The organism is Salipiger sp. (assembly GCF_059781815.1).
In genome coordinates, this window is record NZ_JBYNAH010000045.1 from 1 (window position 1) to 26,291 (window position 26,291).

General features: G+C 68.2%; 24 protein-coding genes and 1 tRNA gene. 14 read left to right on the top strand and 11 right to left on the bottom strand.

Annotation, left to right across the window (positions count from 1 at the left end):
• The first annotated feature begins 5 nt into the window (after positions 1-5).
• From rpmF to AC6RA4_RS07410, 7 genes are all read left to right on the top strand, one after another.
• Positions 6-212: a 50S ribosomal protein L32 gene (rpmF, locus tag AC6RA4_RS07380; protein ID WP_007800883.1), complete on the top strand. Its 207-nt coding sequence runs from the start codon at positions 6-8 to the stop codon at positions 210-212.
• A 23-nt stretch (positions 213-235) separates the two neighbouring features.
• Positions 236-1,348 (top strand): phosphate acyltransferase PlsX, encoded by a 1,113-nt coding sequence (gene plsX, locus AC6RA4_RS07385; protein WP_500158911.1) that lies wholly within the window; start codon positions 236-238, stop codon positions 1,346-1,348.
• Complete coding sequence (locus AC6RA4_RS07390) at positions 1,345-2,316, top strand: beta-ketoacyl-ACP synthase III (protein ID WP_500158913.1); 972 nt, start codon at positions 1,345-1,347, stop codon at positions 2,314-2,316. Before plsX ends, AC6RA4_RS07390 begins: the two co-directional genes overlap by 4 nt.
• Before the next feature lie 106 nt (positions 2,317-2,422).
• Positions 2,423-2,725: an integration host factor subunit alpha gene (gene ihfA, locus AC6RA4_RS07395; protein ID WP_040544887.1), complete on the top strand. Its 303-nt coding sequence runs from the start codon at positions 2,423-2,425 to the stop codon at positions 2,723-2,725.
• 6 nt (positions 2,726-2,731) lie between these two features.
• Positions 2,732-3,841, top strand: coding sequence for a MerR family transcriptional regulator (locus AC6RA4_RS07400; protein ID WP_500158915.1), 1,110 nt, complete (start codon positions 2,732-2,734; stop codon positions 3,839-3,841).
• Between the two features lie 76 nt (positions 3,842-3,917).
• Positions 3,918-3,994, top strand: a tRNA-Pro gene (locus tag AC6RA4_RS07405).
• A gap of 121 nt (positions 3,995-4,115) precedes the next feature.
• Positions 4,116-5,192, top strand: a complete 1,077-nt coding sequence (locus AC6RA4_RS07410) for a 2'-deoxycytidine 5'-triphosphate deaminase (RefSeq protein WP_500158917.1) — start codon at positions 4,116-4,118, stop codon at positions 5,190-5,192.
• Positions 5,193-5,325: 133 nt separating this feature from the next.
• On the opposite strand, the gene AC6RA4_RS07415 is transcribed toward AC6RA4_RS07410, so the two are convergent.
• The 8 genes from AC6RA4_RS07415 to AC6RA4_RS07450 form a co-directional block, all read right to left on the bottom strand.
• Positions 5,326-6,657 (bottom strand): GGDEF domain-containing protein, encoded by a 1,332-nt coding sequence (locus AC6RA4_RS07415; protein WP_500158918.1) that lies wholly within the window; start codon positions 6,655-6,657, stop codon positions 5,326-5,328.
• A gap of 211 nt (positions 6,658-6,868) precedes the next feature.
• Entirely contained in the window at positions 6,869-7,462 is a 594-nt protein-coding gene (gene scpB / locus AC6RA4_RS07420; RefSeq protein WP_500158944.1) for an SMC-Scp complex subunit ScpB, read from the bottom strand.
• A 145-nt stretch (positions 7,463-7,607) separates the two neighbouring features.
• Positions 7,608-8,414 carry a segregation and condensation protein A gene (locus AC6RA4_RS07425; protein ID WP_500158919.1) on the bottom strand — a complete coding sequence of 269 codons (807 nt, stop codon included), beginning with the start codon at positions 8,412-8,414 and terminating at the stop codon, positions 7,608-7,610.
• Positions 8,414-9,421, bottom strand: a complete 1,008-nt coding sequence (locus AC6RA4_RS07430; protein ID WP_500158921.1) for a glycoside hydrolase family 3 N-terminal domain-containing protein — start codon at positions 9,419-9,421, stop codon at positions 8,414-8,416. The genes AC6RA4_RS07425 and AC6RA4_RS07430 overlap by 1 nt, the downstream gene beginning before the upstream one ends.
• Positions 9,418-10,446, bottom strand: coding sequence for an SPOR domain-containing protein (locus AC6RA4_RS07435; RefSeq protein WP_500158922.1), 1,029 nt, complete (start codon positions 10,444-10,446; stop codon positions 9,418-9,420). Before AC6RA4_RS07435 ends, AC6RA4_RS07430 begins: the two co-directional genes overlap by 4 nt.
• Before the next feature lie 85 nt (positions 10,447-10,531).
• Positions 10,532-12,274, bottom strand: coding sequence for an arginine--tRNA ligase (gene argS / locus AC6RA4_RS07440; RefSeq protein WP_500158923.1), 1,743 nt, complete (start codon positions 12,272-12,274; stop codon positions 10,532-10,534).
• Positions 12,275-12,531: 257 nt separating this feature from the next.
• Entirely contained in the window at positions 12,532-14,388 is a 1,857-nt protein-coding gene (locus AC6RA4_RS07445) for a cation:proton antiporter (RefSeq protein ID WP_500158924.1), read from the bottom strand.
• Positions 14,389-14,511: 123 nt separating this feature from the next.
• Positions 14,512-15,684, bottom strand: coding sequence for a deoxyguanosinetriphosphate triphosphohydrolase (locus AC6RA4_RS07450; RefSeq protein WP_500158925.1), 1,173 nt, complete (start codon positions 15,682-15,684; stop codon positions 14,512-14,514).
• Between the two features lie 113 nt (positions 15,685-15,797).
• Here AC6RA4_RS07450 and AC6RA4_RS07455 point away from each other — a divergent pair, with 113 nt between their 5' ends.
• Positions 15,798-16,121: a HesB/IscA family protein gene (locus AC6RA4_RS07455; protein ID WP_500158926.1), complete on the top strand. Its 324-nt coding sequence runs from the start codon at positions 15,798-15,800 to the stop codon at positions 16,119-16,121.
• A gap of 397 nt (positions 16,122-16,518) precedes the next feature.
• On the opposite strand, the gene AC6RA4_RS07460 is transcribed toward AC6RA4_RS07455, so the two are convergent.
• Complete coding sequence (locus tag AC6RA4_RS07460; protein ID WP_500158927.1) at positions 16,519-17,094, bottom strand: Crp/Fnr family transcriptional regulator; 576 nt, start codon at positions 17,092-17,094, stop codon at positions 16,519-16,521.
• Positions 17,095-17,173: 79 nt separating this feature from the next.
• On the opposite strand from AC6RA4_RS07460, the gene AC6RA4_RS07465 reads away from it, so the two are divergent.
• The 5 genes from AC6RA4_RS07465 (at position 17,174) to AC6RA4_RS07485 (ending at position 22,919) form a co-directional block, all read left to right on the top strand.
• On the top strand, positions 17,174-17,722 hold the full coding sequence (locus AC6RA4_RS07465; protein ID WP_500158928.1) for a hypothetical protein: 549 nt from the start codon (positions 17,174-17,176) through the stop codon (positions 17,720-17,722).
• Between the two features lie 121 nt (positions 17,723-17,843).
• Positions 17,844-18,329, top strand: a complete 486-nt coding sequence (locus AC6RA4_RS07470) for an Lrp/AsnC family transcriptional regulator (RefSeq protein WP_500158929.1) — start codon at positions 17,844-17,846, stop codon at positions 18,327-18,329.
• A gap of 495 nt (positions 18,330-18,824) precedes the next feature.
• Positions 18,825-20,282, top strand: a complete 1,458-nt coding sequence (locus AC6RA4_RS07475) for an NAD-dependent succinate-semialdehyde dehydrogenase (RefSeq protein WP_500158931.1) — start codon at positions 18,825-18,827, stop codon at positions 20,280-20,282.
• Between the two features lie 43 nt (positions 20,283-20,325).
• Entirely contained in the window at positions 20,326-21,696 is a 1,371-nt protein-coding gene (locus AC6RA4_RS07480) for an aspartate aminotransferase family protein (RefSeq protein WP_500158933.1), read from the top strand.
• Between the two features lie 92 nt (positions 21,697-21,788).
• Positions 21,789-22,919: a glycosyltransferase gene (locus AC6RA4_RS07485; protein WP_500158935.1), complete on the top strand. Its 1,131-nt coding sequence runs from the start codon at positions 21,789-21,791 to the stop codon at positions 22,917-22,919.
• 123 nt (positions 22,920-23,042) lie between these two features.
• Here AC6RA4_RS07485 and argC read toward each other — a convergent pair whose 3' ends face one another.
• Positions 23,043-23,987, bottom strand: coding sequence for an N-acetyl-gamma-glutamyl-phosphate reductase (gene argC / locus AC6RA4_RS07490; protein WP_500158937.1), 945 nt, complete (start codon positions 23,985-23,987; stop codon positions 23,043-23,045).
• Between the two features lie 118 nt (positions 23,988-24,105).
• Positions 24,106-24,873, bottom strand: a complete 768-nt coding sequence (locus AC6RA4_RS07495) for a ZIP family metal transporter (RefSeq protein WP_500158939.1) — start codon at positions 24,871-24,873, stop codon at positions 24,106-24,108.
• A gap of 142 nt (positions 24,874-25,015) precedes the next feature.
• Between AC6RA4_RS07495 and AC6RA4_RS07500 the strand changes: the two genes are divergently transcribed.
• Positions 25,016-26,182 carry an alpha-hydroxy acid oxidase gene (locus AC6RA4_RS07500; protein ID WP_500158941.1) on the top strand — a complete coding sequence of 389 codons (1,167 nt, stop codon included), beginning with the start codon at positions 25,016-25,018 and terminating at the stop codon, positions 26,180-26,182.
• Positions 26,183-26,291: the final 109 nt, after the last annotated feature.

Genomic DNA, 26,291 nt, shown 5'->3' on the forward strand with positions numbered 1-26,291 from the left:
GAGACATGGCTGTCCAACAGAACAAAGTATCCAAATCGCGCCGCAACAACCGCCGGGCGCATGACGCCCTCACTGCGGCGAACCCCAACGAGTGCGACAACTGCGGCGAGCTGAAGCGCCCGCACCATGTCTGCCCCTCCTGCGGTCACTACGGTGAGCGCGAGGTCGTGGCCATGGCCGACGAGATCGAGCTGGACGAAGACGCAGCCTGAAACCGTCCGAAGGCCCGTGCCGCATGACCTCCGAACAGGATAAATCGCAGGCACGCGGACCGATCGTCCTATCCATCGACGCCATGGGCGGAGATCGCGGGCCGGCAACCATCGTTGCCGGCCTTGCCACCTTTGCGCAGCGCAACAAGCAGGCGAAGTTCATCCTTCACGGCCCTGCCGACCAGCTCACCCCGCTGGTCGAGAAGCGCAAGCTGGGCAAGCGGGTCGAGATCCGCGACGCCCAGGGTGTCGTCTCGATGGAGGACAAGCCGAGCCACGTCATGCGGAACGGGCAGGACACCTCGATGTGGTCCACGCTCGATTCGGTGCGCAACGGCGAGGCGACGGTCGCGGTGTCGTGCGGAAATACCGGCGCGCTGATGCTGCTGGCGATGGTGCGCCTGCGCAAGCTGCCCGGCGTCAACCGCCCCGCCATCGCCGTGCTCTGGCCGTCGAAGAACCCGCAGGGGTTCAACGTCATGCTCGACGTCGGCGCCGACATTCGCGCCGACGCGCAGGACCTGCTGAAATACGCCCTGATGGGCGCCTCCTACGCCCGCAACGGGCTGTCGCTCGAGCGTCCGCGCGTCGGGCTGCTCAACGTGGGCACCGAGGAGCACAAGGGCCGCGCCGAGCTCAAGCAGGCGCATGAGCTGATCTCCGAGGCCGCCAAGGGCAACAATTTCGAATTCGTCGGCTTCGCCGAAGGCGGCGACATTCCCGGCGACCGCTGCGACGTCATCGTCACCGACGGCTTCACCGGCAATATCGCGCTCAAGACCGGCGAAGGCACCGCCTCGCTGATCGGCCAGTTCCTGCGCGAGGCCTTTGCCTATTCGCCGCTGTCGCGCGTCGCCGCCCTGCTCGCCCTGACCTCGCTCAAGCGCCTTCAGGCCCGCATCGATCCGCGCCGCAAGAATGGCGGCGTGTTCCTCGGCCTCAACGGCACCGTGGTCAAGAGTCACGGCGCCGCCGATGCGACCGGTGTGGCAGCGGCCGTCGAACTGGCGTACGATCTGGCGCAATCGGGCTTTGGCGACCGACTCGCCGCCCGCATCGCGTCGGCCGCGAGCAGTGCCGAGGACAGCGCCGCCGAGACCGGCGCCGAGCAGAAAAAAGACGGAACGGATCCATGACCATACGCGCGCAGGTGGCGGGGGTCGGGCATTACCTGCCCGAACGCATTGTCCCCAATGCCGAGTTCGAACAGACCCTCGACACCTCGGATGAATGGATCCGGACGCGGTCGGGGATCGAGCGCCGCCACTTCGCCGCAGACGGTCAGGCCACCTCCGATCTCGCCAGCCGCGCCGCCGAGGCTGCGCTGGCCAATGCCGGGCTGCAAGCCTCTGATATCGACGCGCTGATCGTCGCCACCTCGACCCCGGACCTCACCTTCCCCTCCGTCGCCACCATGGTGCAGGCGAAGCTCGGGATGGAGACCGGCTTTGCCTTCGACGTGCAGGCGGTCTGCGCCGGCTTCGTCTACGCGCTCACCAATGCCAACGCGCTGATCACCTCGGGCACTGCCCGCCGGGTGATGGTGATCGGGGCCGAGACCTTCTCGCGCATCCTCGACTGGGAAGACCGCGCCACCTGCGTGCTCTTCGGCGACGGTGCCGGCGCGCTGATCCTCGAGGCACACGAGGCCGAGGGCAGCTCGGACGATCGTGGCATCCTCGCGGTCGATCTGCATTCCGACGGCCGCTACCGCGACCTGCTCTATGTCGACGGCGGTGTCAGCACCAACTCGATCGGCCATCTGCGGATGGAGGGCAAGGAAGTCTTCCGCCACGCGGTGAGCAAGCTTGCCGCCACCGCAGAAGCCGCGCTCGAGAAGGCCGGGCTCGGCGCCTCCGACATCGACTGGGTGGTGCCGCACCAGGCCAACATCCGCATCATCGCCGGCACCGCCAAGAAGCTCGGCCTGCCGATGGAGAAGGTCGTGGTGACCGTGCAGGACCACGGCAACACCTCGGCCGCCTCGATCCCGCTGGCGCTGTCGGTGGCCAGCGCCGAGGGCAAATTCAAGCCCGGCGACTTGGTGATCACCGAAGCGATCGGCGGCGGCCTGGCCTGGGGCGCGGTGGCGCTGCGCTGGTAAGCGCGAATTAACGCTCTTTTCACGCCCGAAGCCGCGCTTTCAAGTGCTTGATATTGACTCGGAAATTTCCCGCCCGCATGCTTGGGCGAAACCGGGAGGGATGGGTATGAGTGAAAAGACCCTAACGCGCATGGATCTGAGTGAAGCGGTGTTCCGCGAAGTCGGCCTGTCGCGGAACGAGAGCGCCGAGCTCGTCGAGTCGGTGCTGCAACACATGTCCGACGCGCTGGTGCGCGGCGAGCAGGTGAAGATCTCGTCCTTCGGCACCTTCTCGGTGCGGGACAAGGCGGCCCGCGTCGGCCGCAACCCCAAGACCGGCGAAGAGGTGCCGATTCAGCCGCGCCGCGTGCTGACCTTCCGGCCCTCGCACCTGATGAAAGAGCAGGTCGCCGAAGGCAACAAGAGGTAAGACCGCATGAGCAAGTCCCGCGACGCATTCCGCACCATCAGTGAGGTCGCGGAACTGCTGGACACGCCCGCGCATGTGCTGCGGTTCTGGGAAAGCAAGTTCACCCAGGTGAAGCCGGTGAAGCGCGCCGGTGGCCGGCGCTATTACCGTCCGGGCGACATCTCGCTGCTCTCCGGCATCCGCAAGCTGCTCTACGATGACGGCCTGACCATCAAGGGCGCGCAGAAGGTGCTGCGCGAACAGGGCGTCAAGCACGTGGCCTCGCTGGCGCCGCTGCTGCTCGATGAGGACGACAGCGCCGAAACCGTCGAGGACGCGCCCTATGTCGAGGCCGAGCCGGAAAGCGGCACCGTGCTGCCCTTTGCCCCGGTGACGGCGGCGAAGGAGCCGGCGCCGGTCGAGCCCGCGGCGGATGCACCCGCCGCCGAGGCCGCCGACCCCGAGGCCGATGCACCGACCGAGGCCGTGGCTGAGTCGCCCGAGCCCACCGTCGATGCCGCACCGGAACGCGACGCGCCGGTCGCAGCACCGGACGGTCAGAACGACCTCTTCGCCGCCACGTCCGAGGCGCCGACGATCACCGAACAGCCCGGCCCGGTGCCCGACTTCCTGACCCAATCGCTCGAGGAGCGGCAGGAAGAGACGACCTCCGAGGCTCTCGAATCGGACCCTGTGGCCGACGCGACCGAGGAAGACGCGGCCGCGTCCGACGAGGCCCCCGCCGAATTTGCGCCCCTGCCCCAGCAGCCTTACGGCGCCCATCCCGACTCCACCGCGGACGTTGGCGCTGAGGCTGAGGCTGAGGCTGAGGCTGAGGCTGAGGCTGAGGCTGAGGAAGTCTCGCTCGATTCGGAGCGCGCCGAACCAGCCGCCCCGGGCCGGCCAGAGCCCCCCTTCTACGCAGAAACCCCGTCGGATGCCGCCTCCGGCGATGCCGGCGCCCCGGCGCATCCGGAGCTTCCCGATCTCACCGCCCCGCCGGTTCCGGGCCCCGGGCCGCTGCGACATCTGGCCCGGATCGACCGGCTCGGCAGCGCCGAGGCAGAGGCTCTTGCGGCCCCGGTCGCGGCGCTGCGCGACTGGCTTGGCCGGCACGGTCGCTCCGCGCGACACTGATCTCGGGACACGCCGATTTTTCGTGCAGATAGGGCTTGCCCCTGCCGTCAAAAACGGTATGAACCGCACACCAAGTCGGGCTATGGCGCAGCCTGGTAGCGCGTCCGTCTGGGGGACGGAAGGTCGCAGGTTCGAGTCCTGCTAGCCCGACCAAAAATTCCCCGCATACAGAACCCCGTGTGTTCCAAGGTCTTAGGCCTCGGGCGGCGGGTTTTTGTCGTTCCCTCGCCGGGCTCCGCTTGCTAAGGACATCTGACGCAACAAGGGGACAGGCATGACCGGGGTGCTCGCCAGCCAGCAGATCGAAACGATGATCGCCGAGGGCGCCATCCGTCCCGGGCGGCCGCTGGCCGAGGGCCAGATCCAGCCCGCGAGCCTCGACCTGCGGCTCGGCACCGAGGCGATCCGGGTGCGCGCGTCCTTCCTCGCGGGCGGCGGCCGCAGCGTCGCCGAGCGACTGTCGGAGTTCGAGATGCACCGGGTCGACCTGACCGCCGGTGCCGTGCTCGAGAAGGGCTGCGTTTACGTGGTGCCGCTGCTCGAGGAACTGGACCTGCCCGACGGTGTCAACGCCGTGGCCAACGCCAAGAGCTCGACCGGGCGGCTCGACCTGCTGACCCGCACCATCACCGATGGCGGCACCGAGTTCGACCGGGTGAGCGCCGGTTACAGCGGCCCGCTCTACGCCGAGATCTGCCCGCGCAGCTTCTCGGTGCTGGCCCGCACCGGCATGCGCCTCAACCAGATTCGCTTCCGCAACGGCCAATCGGTGCTCGACGACGCGGCGCTCCAGGCACTGCACGAGAGCGAGACGCTGGTGACCGGTGGACCGGCGGTGATCCGCGAAGGGCTCGGCTTTTCCGTCGACCTCAGGCCGCAGGAGGGCACGCTGGTCGGTTGGCGCGCCAAGCCGCATACCGGGGTGATCGATCTCGACAAGCTGGGCCATTACGAGCCCGCGGAGTTCTGGGATCCGCTGCATTCCGACCGCGGACAACTGATCCTCGACCCGGATGCCTTCTACATCCTCGTCAGCCGCGAGGCGGTGCATATCCCGCCCGCCTATGCCGCCGAGATGGCCCCCTATCTCGCCATGGTCGGTGAGTTCCGGGTGCATTACGCGGGCTTCTTCGACCCCGGGTTCGGCCATGCCGGCGCCGGTGGCACCGGCTCGCGCGGGGTGCTCGAGGTGCGCTGCCACGAGGCCCCCTTCGTGCTCGAACATGGCCAGGTGGTGGGCCGGCTGGTCTATGAGCGCATGGATGAGCTGCCCGAGCAGCTTTACGGCGCCGGCATCGCCTCGAATTATCAGGGCCAGGGCCTCAAGCTGTCGAAGCATTTCCGCGCCTGACCCCACCGCAAAGGGCGCAGCAGATCGTCTTCCGCTGTGGGTTTTGCCCAACACCTGCCAGCAGCTGCCCGGCATGCCCCGATAGCACCGCCGCATTGGGCTGGGAACCGCATCTCCGGCGGGGCCTTGCGGTTCAGGCGGCGCGGGCCAGCACCACGCGGTTGCAACCGGCCCGCTCGGCCTCGCGCAGGGCACCTTGCGCCCGGCTCAGCGCCGGAGCGAAGGCCGTGTCGCCGCGCCGCGAACAGGCGGCCCCCACCGAGACCGATGACCCCGGCAGGCTCTGCTCGAGGCGGCGCCCCGCGTTCAGCAGGCGCCCGGCGCGCGGTTCGATCTCGTCCCCGGACATGTTGCGGATCAGGATCGTCAGCCTGTCATCCGCTCCCAGCGTCAGCACCTCCTCGGAGCGCAGCACCTCGCGCAGATGGCTGGCCAGTTCGCGCAGGGCCGCGAGCCGCGCCTCGGGGCTCAGCCTGTCGCGATCGCCCTCGGCGGTTTCGAACCCGACAAGAACGACCCCGACGGGCGCGGACGCGCCGAAGGTCGCCATGAAGAGCCGGGCCATCTCGGGGCCGTAGAGGCCGCTTTCGGGGTCACGTAGCAGGGCCTGTGCGAGCGCCCCCGTGCGATGCGCGTAGAGCTTGTGCCGCGCCTCGGCCAGCATGGCGAGGTAGAGCACCAGCATGAACACCCCGACGGAGGACAGCACGATCACGAAGAACATGGTCAGCGACTGGAACGCCGGTTCGACCAGCTTCATCAGCACGGCGGAGGCGGCGAGCCAGCCGAACCAGAGCAGAAGAAGCCGGCGCGCCGCGCGACCGACTGGCGAGTTGCCGATGGCGGAGCGCAGCAGCGGCCGGCGCATGAAGCGCAGCATCCCCGAGGTGCCGAGCGCCAGCAGCATCACGCTGGTGGGCAGGGACATGGCACCGAACATCTGCGGTTGCGCAAAGAGATAGCCGCACAGCCCGACGAAGGGCAGCGCCATGGCCATCAGCGTGAGCCCGAACGGCGCCTGGCGAAGGCGCCCGAAGCAGAGCTGGCCGAGCGCGAGCAGAATGAAGGACAGGGCGGTGTTCTCGCCCATCTCGCCGGCGCCGAGCCTGAGGTCCTGCGCCTGCAGGACCTGGGCCCCGATGGCGACCGCGATGACCATGCCCCAGAGCGCCGCCTCGAGCCGCGACAGCGTGCGCAGCGGCGCCTGCATCACGGTCGCCGCGAGCGCCAGCAGCGTGGCGAGCACGGTCGGGATCGAGAACACGGCGTTGCCGACCGGGGCGTAGAGCCCCGGGATCGCGTAGACATGCCCTTCGATCGCCATGATGGACAGGAACGACACGACGCTGAGCGCCGCCCAGCGGATCCAGACCACGCCGCGCAGGGTGGTGTGGCTGACCGGAGCCGTATCAACGCGCGCGCTGCCGCGTTGAAGCGAGAAGACTGAGGACCGGACAACTGACATGGTTCGTTCTCCCGTAGGGCTTTGTGGCTTGCTCGCGAGGGGTCGCGAATAGAGACCGTAAAGCCTAGGAGATTGAGCAATCGTGAAAGAAACCCTTAAGATTGCGCCGAACCGGTCACGGTTTTTTGAGTCGCCCTGCCATCGCCTTGGCCAAGGCCGCCTATCGCTCTGGACGACCCGCCGCGCGGGCGGGTCGCTGACGGCTCCGCACTCAGTCCTCGAAAAGTTCGCTCTGGCCGGGGGCTTCGTCTTCGCCCTCGTCGCCGGCACTGTCGCCTGGCAGCGGGACGGTCCCCGGCGGCGGGCGGTTGTCGAGCAGCCCGGCGGAGCGCAGCTCCTTCAGGCCCGGCAGATCGCGGGCGCTCTCGAGGCCGAACTCGTCGAGGAAATCCTGCGTCACCACGAAGGTCACCGGGCGGCCCGGGGTCATCTTGCGGCGGCCGAAGCGAATCCACTCCATCTCGAGCAGCTGGTCGACGGTGCCGCGCGACACGCTGACGCCGCGGATCTCCTCGATCTCGGCCCGGGTCACCGGCTGGTGATAGGCGATGATCGCCAGGGTCTCAATGGCGGCGCGGCTGAGCTTGCGGGTCTCGACCGTCTCCTTCTGCATCAGGAAGCCGAGATCCGGCGCGGTGCGGATCGCCCAGGCGTCGCCCACGCGCACCACCCGCACCCCCCGCCCCTCGTAACGCTTGCGCAGGTAGACCAGCGCCTCCGCCGGGTCGGAGCCATGCGGCATCCGCGCCTCGAGCTCGCGCACGCTCACCGGCTCGGCGGAGGCGAAGAGGATGGCCTCGACCATGCGTTCCTGCTCGGCGATGGGCGGTGCCTCGAAGAGCGTCTCGCGGGGCTTCGCGGGCGTCTCTTCAGGCGCCTCTCCCGGGGACTCGGTCGTTTCGGGCGCCATCGCGCCCTCCTCCTCGGCCGTGCCCGGCGCGCCGGTGCCGTCAGTCTCGGTCATGGCGGGTCTCCCGTTTGCGCAGCTGGATCGGCGCGAAGGTCTCGGATTGGCGGATCTCGGCATGGCCCTCCTTCACCAGCTCGAGCGAGGCGGCGAAGGTGGCGGCGGTGGCGGAGCGCCACTTCACCGGGTCGGCCTCCCAGCCGTCGGGCAGCCAGGAAGAAATGTCAGTCCATTGCCCGGCGAAGCCCAGGAGCCCGCGCATCCGGTCGAGCGCCTGCTCCATGGTGTAGACGCTCTCGCGGTCCATCACGAAGGGGCGGAACTCGTCACGGGTGCGGATCCGCGCATAGCCCTGCATGAGGTCCATCAGCGTGGCGGTGTAGCGCACGCGGCGCACGCGCTCCATGTCTTCGGGCAGACCGCGGGCGAAGAAATCACGCCCCAGCCGGTCACGCGCCATCAGCCGCGCGGCGGCGTCGCGCATCGCCTGAAGGCGTTCGAGCTGGAAGGCCAGATGCGCCGCCAGCTCCTCGCCCGAGGGGCCTTCCTCGGTGGGATCGGGCGGCAGCAGCAGGCGCGATTTCAGGAAGGCGAGCCAGGCGGCCATGACGAGGTAGTCGGCGGCCAGCTCGATGCGCAGCGCCTTGGCGCGCTCGACGAAGGCGAGGTATTGCCGCGCCAGCTCGAGCACCGAGATCTTGCGCAGGTCGACCTTCTGGGTCCGCGACAGGGTCAGCAGCAGGTCGAGCGGCCCCTCGAACCCGTCGACATCGACGATCAGCGCCTCGGCGGCAAGCCGCTCGGCGACGCTCAGCGTCTCGACAGTGCTTTCGAAATCCTCGTCTGACATCAGGCGGTCTCGGGCAGAAGCGCCTCACGCTCGGCCGTGAGCGCCGCGATGTCAATATCGGCAGGCGCGGTGCGGGTCTTGAGCGCCGCCTCGGCGCGGGCCTGCGCCTCGGAGGTCATCTGGCCGGCAACCTCCATCAGCGGCGCCATTTCCGCCATGTTGCCGTTGCAATGCAGCACGCAATCGCAGCCGGCGGCCAGAGAGGCGGCGCCGCGCTCGGGGACGGTGCCCGAGAGCGCCTGCATCGAAATATCGTCGGTCATCAGGAAGCCGGTGAAGCCGATCTCCTCGCGGATCAGCCGGATCATCGCGGGATCGACGGTGGCGGGCGCGGTGTTGAGCCCCTCGAAGACCAGATGCGCGGTCATGCCGAGCGGCAGGTCGTGGAACGGGCGGAAGGCGGCGAAATCGATCGCATCGAGCTCGTCGCGCGGGGCGGAGATGCGCGGCAGGTCGAGATGGCTGTCGAGCTGCGCCAGCCCGTGACCCGGCAGGTGCTTGATCACCGGCAGCACGCCGCCCTGCATCAGCCCATCAGCCACGGCGCGGCCAATCTCGGCCACCCTCTCGGGAGTCTCGCCGTAGCAGCGGTTGCGCAGGAACGGGTGCGTGGCGGCGCGCGCCACGTCGAGCATCGGCGCGCAATTGCCGTCGATGCCGAGGCTGCGCAGCTCGAGCGCGGTGATCAGGAAGCGCAGCCGCATGGCCTCGGCGGCGGTGTCGCCAAAGCGGGCCACGTCATCGAGCGGCGGCAGCCAGTCGGTGGCCAGCGGCGGGCGCAGGCGCTGCACCCGGCCGCCCTCCTGGTCGATGAAGATCGGTGCGTCGCGCCCGACCGCCTCGCGCAGCTCGGCGGTCAATGCGCGGATCTGCTCCGGGCTCTCGAGATTGCGGGCGAAGAGGATGAAGCCGAACGGGTCGGTCCGGGCGAAGAAGCGGCGCTCCTGCGCCGAAAGACGCAGGCCCTCGGGTCCGAGGATCGCGGCTCCGAAGCTCTTGGCGCTCACCTTGTCGTCACCGGGATACAATCGGCGTTCTCGGCGACGAAGGCCGCGCAGAAACGGCGCGCGTCGGAGAGATCGGCGAAGCCGTGGGCGCGCAGCCGGTAGAAGATGCGACCGCCCGAGGTGGCGCGTTCGATCACGCGGGACTTGCCGTCCATGAACTCACCGAAGCGGGCGCTGAAACGGTCCCACTCGCGGCGCGCGGTCTCGGGGCTGTCATAGGCACCGAGCTGCGCCAGCCGGGTGCCAGCAGGAAGCGTCGACGGGTCGCGTTCGCTGGGACCGGCAGAGGCCTCGAGCGCCGCGGCCAGCGTCGCCTCCGGCGACGGGCCGGAGGTGTCGAGAGCCGCGGGACGGCTCGCTGGGCGCAGCGAACGCACCAGCGCGCCCGGCGGGCCGGCGATGGCGGCGACCTCCTCGGAAGCTTGCGCCTCCTCCTCGGCCTCGGCGTCGCCAAGCGCGGTCTGCACCTCGGCATCCGCGCCCGGAGCGAGCGCGCTGAGCGGCTGCGCATCGGCGGCGATCTGGTCGGCGAGCGCGCGGATCATGTCGGCGCCATCCGCGGCGGGCGTCGTCGCTTCGGCGGTCTCGGACAGCGTCGGGCGCGCCGCGCCCTCCGGTTTGGCCTCTGCGGCCTGCGCGGGCGCTGCGGCAGCGGGGCGCTCCGGCTTCGGAAGCGCGGCCGCGGGCAGATCCTCGTCGGTGAGGCCGACCGGCTGCGGCGCAAGGAGAAGCTTGTCGGGGACCGGCGCGGCAAGCCCGGTGCCCGCCACGTCATTGACCGCGAGCCCCTGGTGATCGGCGAGCGTGCCGCCGGGATCCTCGGGCGCGATGCGCATCGGCCCTTCCATCGCCTGCACCACGGGGATGCCGGTGACGTCGCGCATGACCAGCTTGTAGCCCCAGACCCCGACGCCGGCGATCAGCGCCAGCGATACCGCCGCGCCCGCCCAGTTGGTGAGCGTCGCGATCCTGTTCCCGGTCGGCGCCTGCTCATCCGCAGGCGCGTCGTAGGTGAAATCCGCCATTCTGCCTCGCTGCCCCGTCGCGGCATGGCCGCTATGCGGGTGTTCTGCTCTGCCCGTGCTCCCGGGGCGGCGCGGCATTCTTGGCTCAGCGCATTTCTTCCACCGGGGTCACGCCCAAGATACCAAGGCCGGCGGAAATGACAACCGCGACCGCCCGCGCCAGCGCGATTTTGCTCTGGCTGAGCGCCGCATCGTCCTGCAGGAAGCGCAGCTCGGGCTCATCGTGCCCCTTGTTCCACAGCGCGTGCAGGTCCGAGGCCAATTCATTGAGCCAGATCGCGACCTTGTGGGGCTCGTGGCCCTTGGCGGCGATCTCCACAAGGCGCGGCCATTCGGCCAGCTTCTTCATCAGCCCGAGCTCGGCCTCGTGGCTCAGCACCGAGACATCGGCCCCGGCCAGCGCCGCGTCCGAGACATCGATCCCGGCCTCGGTCGCCTTGCGCATCACCGAGCAGATCCGGGCGTGTGCGTATTGCACGTAGAACACCGGGTTCTCCTTCGACTGCTCCACCGCCTTGGCGAAGTCGAAATCGAGCGAGGCGTCGTTCTTGCGGGTCAGCATGACGAAGCGGGTGACGTCGGGGCCCACTTCCTCGACCACGTCACGCAGGGTGACGAAGGTGCCGGCGCGCTTGGACATCTTGAAGGGCTCGTCGTTCTTGAACAGCTTGACGAGCTGGATCAGCTTGATGTCGAGCGGGGTCTTGCCATCCGAAAGCGCCGAAACGGCGGCCTTCATGCGCTTGACATAGCCGCCGTGATCGGCACCGAACACGTCGATGAGCTGGTCGTAGCCGCGGCTGATCTTGTCGTAGTGATAGGCGATGTCGGGGGCGAAATAGGTCCAGGCGCCATCGGATTTCTTGATCGGCCGGTCGACATCGTCGCCATGCTCCGTCGACTTGAACAGCGTCTGCTCGCGCGGCTCCCAATCCTCGGGCTTCTTGCCCTTCGGCGGCTCGAGCACGCCGCGATAGATCAGCCCCTTGGCGTCGAGCGCCTCGATCGCCGCCTCGATGCGGCCGGTGCCGTAGAGCGACTTCTCGGAGTAGAACATGTCCATCTCGACGCCGAGCAGCTTCAGGTCGGCGCGGATCAGGGCCATCATCTCGTCGGTGGCGAAATCGCGCACCTCCTCGAGCCAGACCTCCTCGGGCTGGCCGACATACTTGTCGCCGACCCGCTCCTTGAGCTTCTCGCCCACCGGGATCAGGTAGTCGCCCGGGTAGGTGCCGTCGGCGAACTCGACCTCGTGGCCCTGCGCCTCGAGATAGCGCAGGTAGACCGAGCGTGCGAGCACATCGACCTGCGCGCCGCCGTCGTTGATGTAGTATTCCCGAGTGACGTCGTAGCCCGCGAAATCGAGCAGGCTGGCCAGCGCGTCCCCGAACACCGCGCCCCGGGTGTGACCCACATGCAGCGGGCCGGTCGGGTTGGCCGAGACATATTCGACATTGACCTTGGCGCCCTGCCCCATCTGCGAGCGTCCGAAATCGGTGCCGGCGGCGAGCACGCCCTGCGGCAGCTTCTGCCAGACAGAGGGCGCGAGCCGCAGGTTGAGAAAGCCCGGCCCCGCCACCTCGGCGCTGTCGACGCGCGGGTCGGCGGCGATCTTCGCGGCCAGTGCCTCGGCGATGTCGCGCGGCTTGGCCTTGGCGGGCTTGGCCAGCACCATGGCGGCATTGGTCGCCATGTCGCCATGCAACGGATCTCGCGGCGGCTCCACCGTCACGGCGGCTGTGGCGAGGCCCTCGGGCAGCGCGCCCTCGGCCTGCAGCGCCTCGATCGCCTGCAGGACAAGCGCGCGAATATCGGTGAAGAGGTTCATGTCAGCGTCTCCATACGGTCGGCGTTCCCTCTACCACTTCGGCGCGCAGCGTCAAATGGCCTGCGCCGCGCGGGCTGCAAGCCCGCTATGTGGGGGCGCTGCCCCCGCCCGCGCGGGGCGCGCGGACTCCCCCGAGGTATTTGCAAACCAGAGAAGATGAGGGCGCAGCGCCCCTGTCTTCTCTTCGTCAAAAATACTCCCGCCGGAGGCAGGCCGAACCTGGCGGCCGGGCGCGCCTCCGGGACAGTGCGGCGCCCTCAGGCGCTTTTCATCGTGTCCTGCCCGTTCTCGTCGCGGCGGTCGTCCTTGCGCTCCTGGCGCTTGGGGCCGAGGAAGAGCAGCCGGGTGCCCTCGGTGTCCTTGATCTTGTCCTCGGGCCCGAGCAGGCGCAGCGTGCCGTGCGGGCCGAGATCGGCCACCGCCACCGCGTCGGGATTGGTCTCGCGCCACTGTTCCAGCGGAAACTCGGCAGAGAGCTTGGTGACGCGGAATTCCCAGCCCTCGGCGAGCCTTGCATTGGCCTCGAAATAGGTCTCGTCGGCGGCGAATTTCTGCCCCCCGAGCGTGGCTGGCAAGGCATGGCGGGCGGAGGTCTCGCGCACGCGCTTGAGCTGGAACACGTGCTCGCGGCCGAACTCGGGCGCGAGGTCGGTGGCGACAAGCGTGTTGTAGGCGTCGTTGTCGGTGGCGGCGACGACCTTGTCATAGGTGACGAAGTCGAGCTTGTGCTCGGCCGCCTCCGACAGGATGTCGCCCCAGAAGGTCTCGAGCCCCGCCTCGCGGGCGCTGCGCAGATGGGCGCGGTTTGGATCGGCCACCAGCACCGGCAGCTCGAGCTTGCGGAACGCCAGCCCCAGCGCCGTCGACCAGCGCGAGCCGCCGACGATCATCACCCCCGGCGTCTCGGTGGCGGTGAGACCCAGCAGCCGCGCCATCGGAGTGAGCGTGAAGCCGTGCAGCACCACGGTGGCCGCGACCAGCGCGAAGGCCAGCGGCGCGATACGTTCGGCATCGGCGATCCCGAGCGAAGCGAGGCGCTCTCCAAAGAGCCCCGCCACCGCCACCAGCACCACGCCACGCGGTCCGGTGAAGGCCACCAGCAGGCGCTCGCGCCACGGGATGTTGGAGAACCCAAGCGCCGCCAGCACCGGCAGCGGGCGGGCGATCAGGATCACCACCGCCACGAAGAGCGCCGCGCTCCAGTCGAGGGACATCAGCGTCTCGCGGCTCATGTTGGCGGCGAGCAGGATGAACACGCCCGAGACCAGCAGGATCGTCGCGTGTTCCTTGAAACGGCGCAGCTCGGCATAGCTCGGCAGGTCGGCATTGGCGATCCAGAGCCCCATCACCGTCACCGCGAGCAGGCCACTCTCGTGCAGCAGGCTGTCGGAGAGCGCAAAGACCGCTAGCAGCAGCACGAAGAGCACCGGCACCTTCATGTATTCCGGCACAAGCGCATTGCGGAAGGCGCGCGACAGCCCCCAGCCGCCGGCCACCCCCAGAGCGATGGCCACCGCCACCCCCAGCACCATCTGCAGCACCGCGTCGCCCGCCGTCTCGGCGTTGTTGAGAACGATGACCACCTCGAAGGCCAGCACCGCGGCCAGCGCGCCGACGGGATCGTTGACGATGGCCTCCCATTGCAGCAGCGCCGCCGGGCGGCGTTTGAGCCGGGCTTGCCGCAACAAGGGCGCGATCACCGTGGGGCCAGTGACGATCATGATGCCGCCGAACACCGCCGAGACCTCCCACGACAGCCCCGCCGCCCAGTGCAGCGCCGCCGCCGAGGCGGCCCAGCCCAGCGGGCCGCCGACCAGCACCAGACGCCGCACGCCGGTGGCGGCATCGCTCAGCGAGTGGAAGTTCAGCGTCATGCCGCCCTCGAACAGGATGATCGCCACCGCGATGGCGAGCATCGGCTGCATCAGCGCGCCGAAATCCTGCGACGGGTTCAGCACCCCGAGCCCCGGACCGATAGCGAGCCCGGCCACCAGCATCAGCACGATCGCTGGCATCCGCAGCCGCCAGGCCAGCCATTGCGAGCCCACGCCCAGCACGCCCACAAGCGCAAATCCGATCACCGGTTCCAGTCCGGCGGTTTCAGCCACTGCCATCGTCTTCCTTTCGTCTGAACGCCGCCCTGACGGGCATACGCAAGGGCGCGCAGGCTTATAGCCCGCGCGCCGGACACCATCAGATGTGGCGAAAGTCGTTTCTGTCCAGTGCAGACGCGCGGTTCAGCGCATGTCGTGCAGGATGTCCACGCCCATCAGACGCGAATGCGCCTGCAGGGCATAGCGGTCGGTCATGCCGGCGATATAGTCGCAGACCAGCCGCGCCAGCGCGGTCTCGTCGGCGGCCGCCTCGATGTCGCGATGCCAGCGCTGCGGCAACAGCGACGGGGTGGCCATGTAGATCGGGAAGAGGTCGTAGACCACCTGCGTGACCTTGGTGCGGATCTCCATCACCGAGGGCGCGCGGTACATGCGGCGGAACAGGAAGCTGCGGATCTCCTTCAGCTTCTCCCACATCTCGTCGGAGAAGGCGATGACCGGGCGGCCGAGATCGCGGATCGCCTGCGGCCCCTCGGGGGATGCGGCCTCGAGCCGGGCGCGGCTGGTGTCGATCACGTCCGAGACCATGTAGCCGAACACCCGCCGCAGCGCCTCGTGGCGGCGGCGGTAATCGTCGAGCCCGGGATAAAGCCGGTCGACCTCGGCATAGGCCGGGCCGATCAGCGCCAGCTCGGCGATCTCCGCCTCGGTGAACAGCCCGGCGCGCAGCCCGTCCTGCAGATCGTGGTTGTTGTAGGCGATGTCATCCGACAGCGCCGCCACCTGGGCCTCGCCGCTGGCATGGGTGTGCAACTCGAGATCGTGGCGGGCGTTGTACTCGGCGAGCGTCACCGGCAGCGCCTCGCCCTCGGCCAGCGGCAGCAGCGGGCCGTTGTGCTTGGCGATGCCCTCGAGCGTGTCCCAGGTCAGGTTGAGCCCGTCGAACTCGGCGTAGTGGCGCTCGAGCGAGGTGACGATGTGCAGCGCCTGGGCGTTGTGGTCGAAGCCGCCATAGGGCGCCATCAGCTCGTGCAGCGCATCCTCGCCGGTATGGCCGAAGGGCGTGTGACCAAGGTCATGCGCCAGCGCCACCGCCTCGGTCAGGTCGGTGTTGAGCCCCAGCGCGTTCGACATGGTGCGCGCCACCTGTGCCACCTCGATCGAATGGGTGAGCCTTGTGCGGAAGAAATCGCCCTCGTGCTCGACGAAGACCTGGGTCTTGTGCTTGAGCCGCCGGAAGGCCGAGGAGTGGATGATGCGATCCCGGTCGCGCTGGAAGCAGGAGCGGAAGGCGCTCTCTTCCTCGGGCACGCGACGGCCGCGCGCGTGCTGTGGGTCGCAAGCGTAGATCGCCATGCGCTGTCGCCTTGTCTCTAGCTGCGGGCCGGATCGTTTCGCCCGGTTGCCGCCTGTCCTTGAGATCCCTATATTCGACAAGTCCGCCAAGATAAACCGTTGGGAGTCTTGCCATGAACCTGCCCCCCAAAGTCACCGACCGTGCCTTTGCCCGCCTTCACGAGATCGGCGCCCATGCCCAGGGAAAGGCCCTGCGCGTGGCCATCGAGGGTGGCGGCTGCTCGGGCTTCCAGTACGACATCAAGCTCGACGACCCGGCCGAGGACGATCTGGTGCTCGAGGGCGCCGGCGAGCAGGTGGTGATCGACGAGGTCTCCCTGCCCTTCCTCGCCAACGCGGTGATCGATTTCTCCGAAGAGCTGATCGGTGCGCGCTTCGTGATCGAGAACCCCAACGCCACCAGCTCCTGCGGCTGCGGCACCAGCTTCTCGATGTGAGCGCGGGGCGGAGGTATCCGCGCCGCCCGCCATCACGATCTCTGAGCCACGACAGGCCCGGGCCCGCCGCCCGGGCTTTTTGGTATGTGGCCGGGGGCGCTCGCACAGCCGGTCGATGTCTGTCCACAGGTCGTTCGCCCCGCTGAGACAGGTTGGAGCCGGACGCTTTAACGCGGGCAGGACCTCGCATGGCAGAACACAGACAGGAACCTCAGACGGGGTCTCGGGAGAGTTGGGTGCAAGGGCGTCATTGGAGGACTGCCCTGAGCCCAGAGTGACTGATGCTGCCGCGCCCTCGAATGGCATCTCCGGGGAAAGGCGGATTCAGGGTCTATCACAGCGTCAGCGGCTATGCGCCATAAGAACGCGCCGCCCTGATTTTGCAGTTGGCCAGATTTCACGCGGATCCGCCGGCGCGGCGTAGCCGACTTAGCGTTACGGGGGTCATTCCAAGGAATGATGCGATCAGGGAATGGACAAAGATCTGCTCATATCCGGGATACATTTCCCGAAACCAGGCAAGGCGATCAGAGCCACCAAGCGCTGCCAGACACCACTCTCGGTCGGACTTTCGTGCCAGCTCAGCGCGCAGGGCACCATTCGCCCAATCGCGAACGGGTTCCGACCTGATCATCAGGTCCGTGAGGACATCGCTGTCCATTTGAGCCACCGAGATATCTGAAAGAGCCTCGACAGAGACGAGTGACCTGCCGTCCCGCGTGCGGGCGATATTAGGTGTTACGACGCATGGGCCAACGTACAGCCCGACGCAGGCGGCGTTGCCGTCCGGGTCATAAATCCGGCTTGCGGCGCATCCCTCCAATAGGATGAACTCGCGGGTCTCCGCCTGTCCTTGCTCGGCGATGCATAGGCCCTTGGCCACCAGCCTTTGCTTCCAGCCCGAGGCAAGTCGCGCGGCGCTCGCCTCGTCTGGCCAGTCAGCCGACCGCATCAGAAATGCCAGTAAGCTCATTCTCTGAACCCCTTATCAAACGATAATGCGGAGGGCTTGGTTTGCGGGCAATTGTCGCGCACCCCAAGGAGATGAGACGATGACGACCCAAAAAGCGCCTCGGCGATACGGCACGGCAGCGATTGTCCTTTGTTTGGCAGGCGCCTCGATTTACGCGTTGATGATCAACGTAACGCTTGCACACATTGAAGCGGTATCAAAACAGGTTCCCTTCGACATGCGCCCTTTCGGTTACGGTCCCCTAGAGGCGGGCCGGCTACTGGATGCATTGGGAGAAGAGGGCCGCATGTACTATCTCACGCGCCAAATCCCGTTGGACACGCTCTATCCGGCACTGCTCGCGGTGACTTTGGTTTCAGCCTTTCTCTTCTTCGGGTTACGCCTGCCCGGCAGCGGACTTGTGCGCATTGGCATCGCACTATCGCTGGGCGCGGCTCTGTTCGACTACATGGAAAACCTCGGTATCGCGTCGATGATCCTGCGTTGGCCTGAGCTGTCGCATGGCGTCGTGCATGCAACCAGCGCCGCCTCGATTGTAAAATCGGGTTTGACGACAGCCGCCGTGGCGGTCGCTCTTCTCGTCGGAGTCGGTTGGTGGCGTCGGCGCAAAGCAGACGCTCATCTCTAGCTGCCCATGGTCCGCTTCGTCCCGCACAGCCGCCCTCCCGCGCAGCCCAACCTGCCGCCCCGCCATCCCTCCCTCGCTTCGCTCGATTGACAAACCGCCCCCGTCCCGGAACAAGCGGGGGATGCAGTCCACCCGCCTCGATCACAGAGATATCGCCATCCTCGCCACGCTCAGCCGCGAGGGCCGCATCGCCAAGACCGAGCTGGCGGCGCGGGTGAACCTCTCGCCCACCCCCTGCTGGGAGCGCATGAAGCGGCTCGAAAAGGCCGGCTACATCACCGGCTACCGGGCCGAGATCGACCTCGCGGCGCTCGGCCCGCATGTGCAGGTCTTCGTGACCGTGGAGCTTGAGAGCCACAAGGCCGAGAGCTTCCAGCTCTTCGAGCGCACCGTGGCGCGGATGGATCAGGTCACCGGCTGCTGGGCCATCGGCGGCGGCTACGATTACCTCATGCAGGTGGTGACCACCGATGTCGCCACCTTCCAGGAGATGATGGACGGGCTGCTGGAAAGCCGCGCCGGGGTGCGGCGCTATTACAGCTACATCGTCACCAAGCCGGTGAAGGCCGATCCGCCCGCCATGGGGCTCCTGCGCGGCGCAGACTGAGCGCAGCGCGAGACAGGCAGAGATTTCCTCTCCGCTCTTCAGAGACACCCGCTCCAGCAAGATGAGGCACGCGGACCGCCCTGCCGTACAGCCGCCCCCGGACTGCGATAGATCGAAAGGAGCGTCACCGTGGAGCCGGCAAAACCCGATCCTCCCGCCCATGGGCTGCCAAATGGTGTGGCGACACGACCGAGAAATCCTCTCCGTCGGTGTGAGAAAGCCGATCTGGCCACGCAGGAGGAAAGCCCCCCGACGCGCTGCGGGTCAGCCGGCCCGGCCTACGGGACCTCTAATACAACGTCGCAAAGCGCTGCCGAAGACCAATCCCACCGCAACGCGCCTGACTGCCCCAATTGAGGGCCGAGAGCGACCAGCAGAGAAATCCTCTCCGCAGCGCAGCAAAAACGGAGAGAAACTTTCTTCACCCGAGAGAAACTCCGGAGAAATCCTCTGCCGGACCGCGCGCATCCTGATCGCACTCAGGAGGTGTTGCCCATGACCGATCTCTCGAACAGCCCGACCCTCGGCCTTGCCGATCCCGCCCTCATGCCCAATGCCGGCGATTTCCCCGGTGGCGGCCGCCTTGCGGTGCGCGACCCGGCCACTGGCCAGCTTGTCGCCAAGGTGGCGATCAGCGAGGCCGATGGCGCCCGCGCCGCCGTCGATGCCGCGGATGCCGCCTTTGCCGACTGGGCGCTGACCCTGCCGCAGGACCGCGCCGCGATCCTGCACCGCTGGCACGCGCTCATCCTCGAGGCCAAGGAAGACCTCGCCCGCATCATGGTGGCCGAGCAGGGCAAGCCGATCTCCGAGGCGCGCGGCGAGATCGACTACGCCGCGAGCTTCGTGCAGTTCTACGCCGAGGAAGCGCTGCGCCCGAACATCGAGGGCGTCACCAGCCACCTGCCCGATGCCGAGATGGAGCTCTGGCGTGAGCCGGTGGGCGTTGCCGCGCTGGTCACCCCGTGGAACTTCCCCTGCGCCATGATCACCCGCAAGGCCGCCGCGGCGCTGGCCGCCGGCTGCACCGTGGTGATCCACCCTTCCGCCGAGACGCCGCTCTCGGCGCTGGCGCTGGCCGAGCTGGCCCGCCGCGCGGGCTTTCCTGCGGGCGTGGTCAACACGGTGATCGGCGACGCCGCCGCCATCGTCGGCGAATGGACCGCCGACACCCGGGTGCGCGCGCTGTCCTTCACCGGCTCGACCGAGATCGGCCGGCTGCTCTACCGCCAATCCGCCGACACGGTGAAGCGGCTGGTGCTCGAGCTTGGCGGCCACGCGCCCTTCATCGTCTTCGACGATGCCGATCTCGACCGCGCGGTGGCCGAGGCCGTGAAGGCCAAGTTCGCCACCTCCGGGCAGGATTGCCTTGGCGCCAACCGCATCTACGTGCAGCGCCCCGTCTATGACGAATTCTGCGCCCGCTTCACCGAGGCGGTGGAGGCGCTCACCCTGGGCCACGGCATGACCGACCCCGAGATCGGCCCGCTGATCCACGCCCGCGCCATCGAGAAACAGCAGGCGCAGGTCGCCGATGCGCTGGCCAAGGGCGCCAAACTGCTCGCCGGGGGCACCGTCTCCGAGGCGCATGGTCCGCTGTTCTTCCAGCCCACCGTGCTGGCCGACGTGCCCGATCATGCCGCGATCATGTCGGAGGAGAATTTCGGCCCGGTCGCCCCGATCACGCCCTTCGATGACGAGGCCGAGGTCATCGCCCGCGCCAACAACACCGAGTACGGGCTGGTGGCCTATGTCCACAGCCTCGACCCGCGCCGCATCTACCGCCTCACACGGGCGCTGCAATTCGGCATGGTCGCGGTCAACCGCACCAAGGTCACCGGCGCGCCGATCCCGTTCGGCGGCACCAAGCAATCCGGGCTTGGCCGCGAGGGCGCCCGGCAGGGCCTCGAGGCCTTCACCGACATCAAATACGTCTGCCGCGACTGGGGCTGAGCCCCGCGCGCCCCTCTACAAGATCACCAAGAAGGACAGATCCATGCTGACGAATGACCAACTGGGCAAGTGGGACCGCGAGAGCTTCTTCCACCCCTCCACCCATCTCGGCCAGTTCGCCCGCGGCGACGCCCCCCAGCGCGTCGTCACCGGCGGCGAGGGCGTCTACATCACCGACCGCGACGGCAACCGCCTGCTCGACGGCTTCGCCGGGCTCTACTGCGTGAACGTGGGCTACGGCCGCACGCAGATCTCCGAGGCGATCGCCAAGCAGGCGCATGAGCTGGCCTATTACCACGCCTATGCCGGGCACGGCTCCGAGGCCTCGATCAAACTGGCCAAGATGGTGATGGACCGGGCCCCGGATCACATGGCCCGGGTCTATTTCGGCCTTGGCGGGTCGGACGCCAACGAGACCAACATCAAGCTGGTCTGGTATTACAACAACATCCTCGGCCGCCCTGAGAAGAAGAAGATCATCTCGCGCTGGCGCGGCTATCACGGCTCGGGCCTGATGACCGGCTCGCTCACCGGGCTCGAGCTCTTCCACAAGAAGTTCGACCTGCCGCTGACGCAGGTGGTGCATACCGAGGCGCCCTACTACTACCGCCGCCCCGAGGGCATCGACAGCGAGGCCGAGTTCGTCGCCCATTGCGTGGCCAAGCTCGAGGAACTGATCGCCGCCGAGGGCGCCGACACCATCGCCGCCTTCATCGGCGAGCCGGTGCTGGGCACCGGTGGCATCGTGCCGCCGCCCGCGGGCTACTGGCCGGCGATCCAGGAGGTGCTCGACCGTCACGACATCCTGCTGATCGCCGACGAGGTGGTGACGGGCTTCGGGCGCCTTGGCTCGATGTTCGGCTCGGACCATTACGGCATGAAGCCGGATCTTATCACCTCCGCCAAGGGCCTGACCTCGGCCTACGCGCCGCTCTCGGCCACCATCGTCGGCCAGCGCATGTGGGACGTGCTCTGCCAGGGCACCGACGAATACGGCGTGCTGGGCCATGGCTGGACCTATTCCGCCCACCCGATCGGCGCCGCCGCCGGCATCGCCAACCTGCAGCTGATCGACGAGCTCAACCTCGTCCAGAACGCCGCCGAGACCGGCGCCTACCTCACCGAGACCATGCGCGCGGCGCTTGGGGATCATGCCCATGTGGGCGAGGTCCGCGGCGAGGGCATGCTCTGCGCGGTGGAGCTGGTGAAGGACCGCGACGCGCGCGCCTTCTTCGACGCTTCCGAGGGCAAGGGCGCCAAGGTCGTGGCGGCGATGCTCGAGCGCGGGGTGATCGCGCGGGCCATGCCGCAAGGCGACATCCTGGGCTTTGCCCCGCCGCTCTGCCTGAGCCGCGACGAAGCCGACAAGATCGTCTCGGTGACCCGCGACGCCGTGGCCAGCGTGCTCGGCTGAGCGACATCGGGGCGCCCGGCAGACGGGCGCCCCACTTGCGCGGCGCGGTCGGGAGGGGCACAAGGGCCGCGCCGCAACCCTCGGAGTGCCCCATGAAGACCTGCATCGCGACGTCCGATTTCTTCGTCCCGGGCGAGACCTTCATCAACCGCCATATCGAACACATCTTCGGCGGCGCGACCTGCGTGCTCACCGGGCGTTTCAACGGCACCGACCCGCTCGGCAAGCCGATCTTCGAGCGCCGCGCGCCGCTTTCCACCGCCGATCGCCTGCGCGCGCCCTTCGCCATGGTCTGGAACGCGCTGACCGAAAGCACCGGCCGCCTGCCTTTCGGCGACAACAAGGCCCGCCTGCGCGACTGGCTGCGCGAGCAGCAGGTCGAGGTGATCCTCGCCGAGTTCGGCACGCAGGCGCTGGTGGTGGCCAAGCTCGCGCAGGAGATGGACCTGCCCTGCTTCACCTACTTCCGCGGCACCGATGCCAGCTTCGCGCTGCGCTCGAAGAAGACCGTGCGGGCCTACATGAAGATGATGCCGCGGCTCGCAGGCGTGTTCTCGGTCTCGCAATTCCTGCTCGACAACCTCGCAGGCCACGGCATCACCCATCCCAATGCCCATGTGGTGCCCTCTGGCGTCGATATCCGCCGCTTCAAGCCCGCCGAGAAGATTCCCGGCTCCTTCCTCGCGGTGGGCCGCATGGTCGAAAAGAAGGCCCCTCAGGTGACCCTGCGCGCCTTCGCCAGCGCCGCCAAGGGCCGCGACGCCCATCTCACCTTCATCGGCGACGGCCCCCTGCTCGCGCCCTGCAAGGCGATGGCCGCGGAGCTCGGCATCGCCGACCAGGTCACCTTCAACGGCGCGCTACCCCATGACGAGGTGCGCCAGCACCTGATGACAACCGAGATCTTCCTGCAGCATTCGGTCACTGCCAAGAACGGCAATACCGAGGGCCTGCCCACGGCGATTCAGGAAGCGCTGGCCTGCGGCTGCATCACCCTCTCGACGATCCATGCCGGCATCCCCGAAGCGGTCGAGGATGGCGTCAACGGCCTGCTGGTCCCCGAATGGGACGAGGCGGGCTTTGCCGACCGCATCGCGCAGCTTCTCGACATGGAAGACCGCTCCGCCATGACCCGCGCCGCCCGCGACACCGCCGTCGCCCGCTTCGACAACGCTGTGCTGCTGGACAAGGTCGAGCGCATCATCCGCGACACCCTCGCCTGACCGCACCGCCCTCAGCAAGCGCCACGCGAGCCCCCTTCTCTGGTTCGGCAAATACCTCGGGGGTGAATGGGCCACAGGCCCAGAGGGGGCTGGCCCCCTCCAGACCCCGACCAGACCCAACGCCTATTCGGCGGCGCGCGCCTCCGGCCCCTCCAGCCCGGCGCCCTCGTCGACACCCAGCATGATGTTGAGGTTCTGCACCGCGGCGCCCGACGCGCCCTTACCGAGATTGTCGAGCACCGCCACCAGCACCGCCGCGCCGCTCTCGGCATTGCCATGCACCGAAAGCTCCAGCCGGTTGGTACCGTTCAGGCGCTGCGGCATCACCCGCGGCTCGTGCAGCGACGGATCGACCACCGCCACGAAGCGCTCGCCGGCATAGGCCGCGCGCAGCGCCGCCTCCGCCGCCGCGATGCCCTCGGCGCCCAGTCCCGGCAGTTGCAGCGCCACCGCCATGCCCTGCGCATACTGTCCGACGGAGGGAACAAAGACCGGTGCGGCGCTCAGCAGCCCGTGCTTGGAGATCTCCGGCAGGTGCTTGTGGCCCTGCGACACGCCATACAGGAAGGCACCGTCGATCTCGCCGCTCTCGAACTCGGCGATCATCGCCTTGCCGCCCCCGGTATAGCCCGACACGCCCGAGATCGCCGGCGCCGCATCCGCCGCCAGCAGACCGGCCTCGACCAGCGGACGGATCAGCGCAATGGCGCAGGTCGACCAGCAGCCGGGGTTGGACACATACTGCGCCGAAGCAATCGCCTCGCGCTGCCCCTTGGCCATCTCGGCAAAGCCGAAGACCCAGCCCTCGGCCACCCGGTGCGCGGTCGAGGCGTCGATGATCCGGGTGCCATGCGGCGCCGCCAGTTCGACGGTCTCGCGCGCGGCGTCATCCGGCAGGCAGAGAATCGCCACGTCCGCTTCGGCCAGCGCCTCGGAGCGCGCGTCGCGGTCCTTTCGGCGTTCATGGGCGACCTGGACCAGGGCAATATCGGCGCGCGCCTCGAGACGCTCGCGGATCTGCAATCCCGTGGTTCCGGCTTCGCCGTCGATGAACACCTTGTGGGCCATATCGTGCCTCCTTTGTTTCGAGGCCCGCCTATAGCAGAGCGCCCGTGAAAAGGAAACGGCGAGGACGCCCGCACGGGCGGAGGAGCGGCTCCTCGAGCCCGTGCGGCCTCTCCTCGCCTCAGCCCAGCGTCACGTCGAGGAACATCATCAGGATCAGCCCCACGATCAGCCCGGTGGTGGCCCGGTTCTGGTGCCCGTAGCGATGGGTTTCGGGAATGATCTCGTGGCTGATGATGAACAGCATCGCGCCAGCGGCGAAGGTCAGCCCCACCGGCAGCACATAGACCGAGACCGACACCGCCGCCACACCGATCAAGCCGCCGATCGGCTCCACCAGCCCGGTGAGCGTCGCGTACCAGACGCTGCGCAACCGGCTGTAGCCCTGTCCGCGCAGCGCCACCGCGACCGCCAGCCCCTCGGGCGCGTTCTGCAAGCCGATGCCGGTGGCCAGCGACAGGCCGTTGGTCACGTCGCCGCCGCCGAAACCGATGCCCACCGCCATGCCCTCGGGAAAGTTGTGGATGGTGATCGCGAGGATGAACAGCCAGAGCTTCGACAGCGCGCCGGGATCGGCGCCCTCGGGGCCGGAGATGAAATGCTCGTGCGGCACCCAGCGGTTGATCCCCGACACCACGAAGGCACCGAGCGCGATGCCCGTCGCGGCGAGCAGGGCCGCCACCACGGTCGAGCCATAGAGCGCCTCGCCCTCCTCGATCCCCGGCAGGATCAGCGATAAGAACGAGGCCGAGATCATCACCCCGGCCGCGAAGCCCAGCATCATGTCGTTGGTCCGACGCGAGATCTCGCGCCCGAACAGCACCGGCAGCGCCCCCACCCCGGTCATCAGACCGGCGCCGAGACTGGCCAGAAAGCCCCAAAGGATCATCGCATCGCCTCCTGCTGGCACCCGCACACCTCCCCTCACGCCACTAATTCGCTGCAGGCGCGAAATGTCCAGAGCGGGAGATTGCGCAAACTGTCGCGGATTGGTAATCAAACCTGACCACATCGCCCGGAAGGACCGCGTCATGCCAGAGATTACCGAGATCGAGGACCTCAAGCGGCTCTACCGCCGCCGCGTCCCCAAGATGTTCTACGACTATTGCGAATCCGGCAGCTGGAGCGAGCAGACCTTCCGCGAGAACAGCTCGGATTTCGACGACATCTACCTGCGCCAGCGCGTCGCCATCGACATGACCGGCCGCTCCACCGCGAGCACGCTCATCGGGCAGGACGTGGCGATGCCGGTGGCGCTCGCGCCGGTGGGCCTCACCGGCATGCAGCATGCCGACGGCGAGATCCTCGCCGCCCGCGCCGCGGAAAAATTCGGCGTGCCCTATTGCCTCTCGACCATGTCGATCTGCTCGATCGAGGATGTGGCCGAGAACACCTCGGCGCCGTTCTGGATGCAGGTCTACACGCTCAAGGACGACGATTTCATGCAGCGCCTGTTCGACCGCGCCAAGGCGGCGAACTGCTCGGCGGCGGTGATCACCGTCGACCTGCAGCTGCTGGGCCAGCGCCACAAGGACATCAAGAACGGCCTCTCGGCGCCGCCCAAGCTGACGCCGAAATCGGTTGCCAACATGATGACCAAGGTGCCGTGGGGGCTGGAGATGCTGCAGACCAAGCGGCGCTTCTTCGGCAATATCGTGGGCCACGCCAAGGGCGTCGAGGATCCCTCGAGCCTGTCGACATGGACCGCGGAAAGCTTCGACCAGGCGCTGAACTGGGACCGCATCCGCGAATTCCGCAAGATGTGGGATGGCCCGCTGATCATCAAGGGCATCATGGACCCGCGAGACGCGCTCGAGGCCTGCAATGTCGGTGCCGACGCCATCGTGGTCAGCAACCACGGCGGCCGCCAGCTCGACGGCGCGCTGAGCTCGATCCGGGCGCTGGAACCGATCCTCGACGCGGTGGGCGACAGGATCGAGGTCCATCTCGACAGCGGCGTCCGCTCGGGCCAGGACGTGCTCAAGGCGGTGGCCATGGGCGCCAAGGGCTGCTGGATCGGCCGCGCCTATGTCTACGGTCTGGGCGCGATGGGCGAAAAGGGCGTCTCGGAGGCGCTGCGGGTGATCCACAAGGAGCTCGACAGCTCCATGGGGCTCTGCGGCCGCACCGACGTGACCAAGCTCGACCGCGACATCCTGATGATCCCGAAGGGGTTCTCGGGCGACTGGGAAAGCTGAGGGCCGGGCCGCGATCCAGGGAGTGCCGCAGGAGGGTGCGGGAGAGCGCGGGGACGCGGGGGGGGGGGGGGGGGGGGGGGGGGGGGGGGGGGGGGGGGGGGGGGGGGGG

Excerpts from the sequence above, each read along its gene's own strand:
- rpmF (WP_007800883.1), top strand. The coding sequence starts at position 6 with ATGGCTGTCCAACAGAACAAAGTATCCAAATCGCGCCGCAACAACCGC.
- plsX (WP_500158911.1), top strand. The coding sequence starts at position 236 with ATGACCTCCGAACAGGATAAATCGCAGGCACGCGGACCGATCGTCCTA.
- AC6RA4_RS07390 (WP_500158913.1), top strand. The coding sequence starts at position 1,345 with ATGACCATACGCGCGCAGGTGGCGGGGGTCGGGCATTACCTGCCCGAA.
- ihfA (WP_040544887.1), top strand. The coding sequence starts at position 2,423 with ATGAGTGAAAAGACCCTAACGCGCATGGATCTGAGTGAAGCGGTGTTC.
- AC6RA4_RS07400 (WP_500158915.1), top strand. The coding sequence starts at position 2,732 with ATGAGCAAGTCCCGCGACGCATTCCGCACCATCAGTGAGGTCGCGGAA.
- AC6RA4_RS07410 (WP_500158917.1), top strand. The coding sequence starts at position 4,116 with ATGACCGGGGTGCTCGCCAGCCAGCAGATCGAAACGATGATCGCCGAG.
- AC6RA4_RS07415 (WP_500158918.1), bottom strand. The coding sequence starts at position 6,657 with ATGTCAGTTGTCCGGTCCTCAGTCTTCTCGCTTCAACGCGGCAGCGCG.
- scpB (WP_500158944.1), bottom strand. The coding sequence starts at position 7,462 with ATGGTCGAGGCCATCCTCTTCGCCTCCGCCGAGCCGGTGAGCGTGCGC.
- AC6RA4_RS07425 (WP_500158919.1), bottom strand. The coding sequence starts at position 8,414 with ATGTCAGACGAGGATTTCGAAAGCACTGTCGAGACGCTGAGCGTCGCC.
- AC6RA4_RS07435 (WP_500158922.1), bottom strand. The coding sequence starts at position 10,446 with ATGGCGGATTTCACCTACGACGCGCCTGCGGATGAGCAGGCGCCGACC.
- argS (WP_500158923.1), bottom strand. The coding sequence starts at position 12,274 with ATGAACCTCTTCACCGATATTCGCGCGCTTGTCCTGCAGGCGATCGAG.
- AC6RA4_RS07445 (WP_500158924.1), bottom strand. The coding sequence starts at position 14,388 with ATGGCAGTGGCTGAAACCGCCGGACTGGAACCGGTGATCGGATTTGCG.
- AC6RA4_RS07450 (WP_500158925.1), bottom strand. The coding sequence starts at position 15,684 with ATGGCGATCTACGCTTGCGACCCACAGCACGCGCGCGGCCGTCGCGTG.
- AC6RA4_RS07455 (WP_500158926.1), top strand. The coding sequence starts at position 15,798 with ATGAACCTGCCCCCCAAAGTCACCGACCGTGCCTTTGCCCGCCTTCAC.
- AC6RA4_RS07460 (WP_500158927.1), bottom strand. The coding sequence starts at position 17,094 with ATGAGCTTACTGGCATTTCTGATGCGGTCGGCTGACTGGCCAGACGAG.
- AC6RA4_RS07465 (WP_500158928.1), top strand. The coding sequence starts at position 17,174 with ATGACGACCCAAAAAGCGCCTCGGCGATACGGCACGGCAGCGATTGTC.
- AC6RA4_RS07470 (WP_500158929.1), top strand. The coding sequence starts at position 17,844 with ATGCAGTCCACCCGCCTCGATCACAGAGATATCGCCATCCTCGCCACG.
- AC6RA4_RS07475 (WP_500158931.1), top strand. The coding sequence starts at position 18,825 with ATGACCGATCTCTCGAACAGCCCGACCCTCGGCCTTGCCGATCCCGCC.
- AC6RA4_RS07480 (WP_500158933.1), top strand. The coding sequence starts at position 20,326 with ATGCTGACGAATGACCAACTGGGCAAGTGGGACCGCGAGAGCTTCTTC.
- AC6RA4_RS07485 (WP_500158935.1), top strand. The coding sequence starts at position 21,789 with ATGAAGACCTGCATCGCGACGTCCGATTTCTTCGTCCCGGGCGAGACC.
- argC (WP_500158937.1), bottom strand. The coding sequence starts at position 23,987 with ATGGCCCACAAGGTGTTCATCGACGGCGAAGCCGGAACCACGGGATTG.
- AC6RA4_RS07495 (WP_500158939.1), bottom strand. The coding sequence starts at position 24,873 with ATGATCCTTTGGGGCTTTCTGGCCAGTCTCGGCGCCGGTCTGATGACC.
- AC6RA4_RS07500 (WP_500158941.1), top strand. The coding sequence starts at position 25,016 with ATGCCAGAGATTACCGAGATCGAGGACCTCAAGCGGCTCTACCGCCGC.